The sequence below is a fragment of the Acidovorax sp. CF316 genome, from assembly GCF_000276605.1.
Taxonomy (GTDB): Bacteria; Pseudomonadota; Gammaproteobacteria; order Burkholderiales; family Burkholderiaceae_C; genus Acidovorax.
In genome coordinates, this window is record NZ_AKJX01000245.1 from 1 (window position 1) to 5,367 (window position 5,367).

Annotated in this window: 6 protein-coding genes; all 6 read right to left on the reverse strand. The window is 71.7% G+C overall.

The features are described 5' to 3' along the window. A partial coding sequence (locus PMI14_RS28535; protein WP_007860149.1) for a molybdopterin cofactor-binding domain-containing protein occupies window positions 1-609 on the reverse strand: 609 nt, incomplete at its 3' end. Next, a complete protein-coding gene (locus tag PMI14_RS28540; RefSeq protein WP_007860151.1) occupies window positions 606-1,082 on the reverse strand; it encodes a (2Fe-2S)-binding protein in 477 nt (158 codons plus the stop codon). The genes PMI14_RS28535 and PMI14_RS28540, both read right to left, overlap by 4 nt. 3 nt (window positions 1,083-1,085) lie before the next feature. Next, window positions 1,086-1,466 carry a RidA family protein gene (locus PMI14_RS28545; protein ID WP_007860153.1) on the reverse strand — a complete coding sequence of 127 codons (381 nt, stop codon included), beginning with the start codon at window positions 1,464-1,466 and terminating at the stop codon, window positions 1,086-1,088. 128 nt (window positions 1,467-1,594) lie between these two features. Then, complete coding sequence (locus tag PMI14_RS28550) at window positions 1,595-2,602, reverse strand: AraC family transcriptional regulator (protein WP_007860155.1); 1,008 nt, start codon at window positions 2,600-2,602, stop codon at window positions 1,595-1,597. 10 nt (window positions 2,603-2,612) lie between these two features. Beyond that, entirely contained in the window at window positions 2,613-4,742 is a 2,130-nt protein-coding gene (locus PMI14_RS28555) for a xanthine dehydrogenase family protein molybdopterin-binding subunit (RefSeq protein ID WP_007860157.1), read from the reverse strand. After that, window positions 4,739-5,212 carry a (2Fe-2S)-binding protein gene (locus PMI14_RS28560; protein WP_007860159.1) on the reverse strand — a complete coding sequence of 158 codons (474 nt, stop codon included), beginning with the start codon at window positions 5,210-5,212 and terminating at the stop codon, window positions 4,739-4,741. Before PMI14_RS28560 ends, PMI14_RS28555 begins: the two co-directional genes overlap by 4 nt. Between the last annotated feature and the right edge of the window lie 155 nt (window positions 5,213-5,367).

The following is a 5,367-nucleotide window of genomic DNA, read 5'->3' on the forward strand; positions in this document are numbered from 1 at the left end:
CAGCGGCAGGCCCGCCGCGCGCTGCGTGAGCTGGCCATAGCGCAGCTGGCGGCCGGTGGCCGGGTGGCGCACGGTGCCGGCCTGTGCCGTGCATTCTGCCGCTGGCACCCCCCATTCCTGCGCGGCGGCGCTGACGAGCATCATGCGTGCCGTTGCGCCAGCGGTGCGCATGGGTTCCCAGGCGCCCATGATGGAGTTCGAGCCACCGGTGATCTGTGCGCCACCCGCCCGGGGGTTGCCGTAGCGCGCCGCGTCGGCCGGGGCATGGGCCAGCTCGACGCTGGCCAGCGGGACTTCCAGCTCTTCGGCGATGAGCATGGCCAGTGCGGTGTAGATGCCCTGGCCCATCTCGACACGGGCCATGGTCAGGGTGATGGTGTCATCGGTGCCGATGCGGATGAAGGCATTGGGCTCGAACGACGATGGCCCTGGTGCGGCATGCGCCAGCGGGCCCAGGCCCTCGCGCACGGCGACGCCGATCGCCAAGGCGCTGCCCGCTGCCAGGAACACCCGGCGCGATAGCTTGGGCGCGGGGGCATCGGTGTCTGCCTGGCCGTGGTCCACGGCAACGCCGTGCGATTGCCTGGTGGGAAACAGTGCGCTGATCATGCCTTGACCCCTGACTTGGCGTCTGTACCCGCCGCGCGATGGACGGCCACGCGGATGCGCGAGTAGGTGCCGCAGCGGCAGATGTTGCCGGACATCGCTGCGTCGATCTCTTCGTCGTTGGGCTTTGGTGTCTGGTTCAGCAGTGCGCAGGCCGACATGATCTGCCCCGACTGGCAGTATCCGCACTGGACCACGGCCTCATCGAGCCACGCCTTCTGCACCTTGCGGCCCGTGGGCGTGTCGCCGATCGCCTCGATGGTGGTGACCCGCTTGCCCGCTGCTGCAGACACCGGCGTCTGGCAGGAGCGCACCGCCACGCCATCGAGGTGCACCGTGCAGGCGCCGCACAGCGCCAGGCCGCAACCAAACTTGGTGCCGGTGAGGCCCACCACGTCCCGCAGGGCCCACAGCAAGGGCATGTCCTGCGGCAGGTCCAGTTCCACGGGGCGGCCATTGAGTTCGAATGTCTGCATGGCTCACTCCACCGCGATGGCGTCGACTTCGATCAACCAGTCCGGGTGCACCAGGCCTACCTGAACCACCGACATCGCCACCTTGTGCACACCCAGGTACCTTTGGCGGATCTCGGCGCCCAGGCGCCAGTCGTCGTGGTTCGCCAGCCAGATGGTCAGCTTGGCCAGGTTCCTGCGACCCATGCCTGCCGCCGCCAGGGTGGCATCGATGTTGGCCCACACCCGGTTGGCCTGGGCTTCGAAGGTCTTGGCCAGGCTGCCGTCCGGCTCCAGGCCCATGGTGCCGCTGATGAACAGCAGGCGCTTGGCTGCGGTCGCCTCGATGGCCTGGGCATAAGGCCCGATGGGGGCGTAAATGTCCGGTGGTGTATGCGCTATCAACATGGCGTCATGGCTTTTCGCTGTGGGAATACGGCCTATTAGAGGAGGAAAAATCCCCGCCAGCGATGCCTGTTGCTTATCTCATGCCATCCACTTTTCGCATGGGTGGGTTGGTACAGGTCGGGTGGCTGCTATACCGCTCCAAACGCCTGCCGGTAGCGTGCCGGCGTCATGCCCACCTGGCGCGCGAACTCGCGCGTGAAGTGGGGCTGGTCGGCAAAGCCGCAGGCGAAACCGATCTCGGCGATGCCATGGGGCGTGTCCAGCAGCCACTGCGCGGCGGCCCGGGTGCGGGCCTCGGTGGCGATGCTGCGGCAGCTCAGGCCGTGCGCGGCCAGGTGGCGTTGCAGGGTGCGGCTGGCCTGGCCCTGCGACCGGGCCAGTGCGTGCACCGGGTGCTCGCCCGCCGGATCGTGCAGCACACGGCGCGCGATCTGGTGCGCCAGCGGCGGCCAGGGCAGGGCGTCGCACAGCGCGGCCTGCGGGTTCGCGCCTGCCGGGGTGGGTGGCACATGGCTCTCGGCGGCGGGTTGCCAGTGCAAGGTCCAATGGCTGGCCTGGCCCCGGGCCATGGCGATGGCCAACAGGGCCGCCTGTTCGGGGCCGGCGGCCAGCGGCAGTGCGGGGCTGCCATCGCCCAGGCCCAGCTGGACGGCCAGGCCTGCGGTGCCCAATGCCTCGCAACTGCCCAGCAGCACACCCAGCACAGCCAGGCTCTCGGGCGGCAGCGGTGCACCCCCTTTGCCGGGGCGTGCATGGTGGTGCAGGCCGATGCGGCCCGGGTCCTGCGACAGAAGGCTCACCTGGTGGCCCGAATGCACGTAGCGCTCCAGCCGCTGCCAGCGGGCCAGCAGGCCGGGGATGTCGCCCGCGCCGAGCAGGGCCCGGTGCACGGGGTCGCCCTGCAGCCAGTGCACCTGGCGCGCCAGGTTCAGCAGCAGCGCCGGGCCGCCTTGCGCCAGCACGGCCTGCACCACGCTGCGCTTGCAGTCCAGCGGCACATGGCTGCCGGCCAGGGCGGCGGGCGCGGGCAGGCCGGCCGGCAGCGCCAGGCCCTGCGCGGCCATGGCGCGCACCAGCAGGCGGACCATGGCGGCGCTGGCGAAATCGTTGTGCTCGTCGTCCTGCATGCCGGGCATTGTGAAGGCCTCAGCCCTTCAACGCCTGCAAGACGTCGGTGCTGCGCACCGGAAAGCGCGTGAAGCGGTGGCCCGTGGCGTCGCGCAGCGCGTTGGCAATGGCGCCCGCGCCGGCCACCATGGCGGTCTCGCCCGCGCCGGTGGGCGGTGCGCCGCTCTCGACCAGGTGCACATGCAGCGGCGGTACATCGCCCATGCGCGGCAGCGCATAGTCGGCAAAGGTGGCGGCGGCCACGCGCGATGCGGCCACCGGCATCTCCTCGTGCAGCACCATGCCCAGGCACCAGACCAGGTTGCCCTCGGTCTGGGCGCGCACGCCGTCGGGCTGCAGGACCAGGCCGCAGTCGTGGGCGCACCCGATCGCCGTCACGCGCACCTGGCCGCTGGCGCGGTCCACCGCCACGTCGGCCACGGCGGCGGCATAGCTCACGCCCTTGTAGATACCGCCCGCGATACCGCGCCCGCGCAAGGTGGTGGCGTCGCTGGTGGGGCGGTTTTTCCAATGCGCCTCGCGCGCCACGCGCTCGAAGGCGGCGGCCAGGCGCTTGTCTGTGGTGTGGGCCAGGCGCCAGGCCAGCGGGTCGGCGCGGGCCTGGCGCGCGCATTCGTCCATGGCGCTTTCCACCACCAGGGTGTTGGGGCCCGCGCCCAGGCCGCGCCAGGGGCCGGTGTGCACCGGCAGGCGCTGGGCCGTGAACTCGGTGCGCTGCTGCGGCACGGCATAGGCCAGCTGCGAGCCGCGTGCCACGCCGCTGTCGCCCGCGAAGTCGGCCAGGGCCTGCATCCACGGCGGCATGGCCGCGGGGGTGAAGAGGATGTGGCTGCTGGCGAACGCATGCCACCAGTGCGTGACACGGCCCTGGCGCACGCGCGCCCGCACCCGGTGGCTCGACGGCGGGCGCTGGAAGCCCTGGGCAAACTCCTGCGCGCGGCTCCAGTGCACCTTGACAGGCGCACCCACGGCCTGGGCGAGCACGGCCGCCTCGAGCTCCACCGTGCACAGCGTGCGCCCGCCAAAGCCGCCGCCCACGCGGCAGGCCTGCACCTCGATGCGCTCGGCATCGAGCGCCAGATGGCGCGCCAGCACGTCGCGCACATAGAACAGGTCCTGCGTGCCGGCCCAGACGCGCAGCACGGGTTCGTTCTTCTGTGCCTGGGGGCTCCAGGCCGCGGTGGCGCTGCGCGGCTCGATGGGCGCGTGCGCTGCCAGGGGGATGTCCATGCGCAGGTCGATGCTCCAGGCCTCGCCCTCGGGCATGGTGTCGCCGCGCGGCACATGGCGCAGGGCGCCCCGCGCCAGGTGCCGGTCGATGTCGATGCGTGTGGCAATGGCTTCTGCCTCGAAGCCACCGCCTTCATCGACCTGCCACTGCACGGCCAGCGCGGCCTCGATGCGGTCCAGCGCCGACGGGCTGCGCGCCACGATGCCCACGCCCAGGCTGTTCATCTGCAGCAGCAGCGGGCTGCGCACCACGGCGATGCAGGCCGGGTCGGCGCGCGCTGCGGCCTCGTCCATCGCGCCGGGGCGTGCGTCCAGCTCGGCCGACACCGGCGCGCGCAGCACGCGGCCATAGAGCATGCCGGGCAGGCGCGTGTCGCCTGCGAACAGCGGCTGGCCGGTGACGATGGCGTGCAGTTGCCCGGGCGCTGCCTGCTGCTCCATGGGCCGTGCCGCCAGCGCCTGGAAGCTGCGCAGCGCGCTGGCCGGCAGCGGCTGGGCTGGCAGGGTGCTGTTGCCTGCCGCAGTGGCAACGCCGCTGGCCAGTGCCTCGCGCAGGGTGGCGCAGGCTTGGGCCAGGGGCAGGGCAAAGTCCTGCACGCTGGCGCTGCCCACGGTGGCGCGCACGCGCGCGATGTCGCCGGTGCCGGGCAGGCGCAGTTGCACGGCCTGGGGCGCCACGCCCAGCTCGGCCGCGGCCAGGGCCTGCAGCGCGGTGCTGATCTGCTGGCCCATCTCGGTGCAGGGCATCCACAGGGTGTAGCGGCCATCGGCATCGTGGCGTATCCAGCCCTGGGCGTTTTCGGTGGTCGGGGTGGGGCGCTTGGGGATCACGGGCACCAGCGAGCAGCCGGCGCTGAAGACCACGGTGATGCTGGCCAGCCCCGCGCCGGCCAGCAGGTGGCGGCGCTTCATCATCATGCTGGCGCTCCCCCGCTTTGGTGGGCTGCCTGGTGGATGGCGGCCCGTATGCGCCGCTGTGTGCCGCAGCGGCACAGGTGGCCGGCCATGGCCGCGTCGATCTGCGCGTCATCGGGCCGGGGCGTGGCGCGCAGCAGCGCCACGGCACCCATGATCTGGCCGCTCTGGCAGTAGCCGCACTGGGGTACCTTGTGCGCCACCCAGGCCTGCTGCACGGGGTGCAGTTTGCCGTCTGCACTGGCCAGGCCTTCGATGGTGGTGATGGACCGGCCTTGCAGGGCCTCTGCCGTGAGCAGGCAGGCGCGCGCGGCCTCGCCATCCACGAGCACCGTGCAGGCGCCGCACAGGCCTACGCCGCAGCCGAAGCGGGTGCCGACGAGGCCGGCGGTTTCGCGCAGGATCCAGAGGAGGGGTTCTTGTCCCCAGCCAGTGGGGACTGGGTGGGTTTGTCCGTTGATGGTGAGGTGCATGGCGTGTCTCGGGGCCTTTGCTGTGGGTGTGGGGGGAGTGTCTGGGGCGTGGGGGTGGGGTGTCTTGAAGAATTGCGCCAGTTGTTTGCTGGTTGGTTGTGGTGGTTTCGGTTGTTGTGTTGAGGGCGGGGGCCGGGATGTGCGCCCGGCGGCGC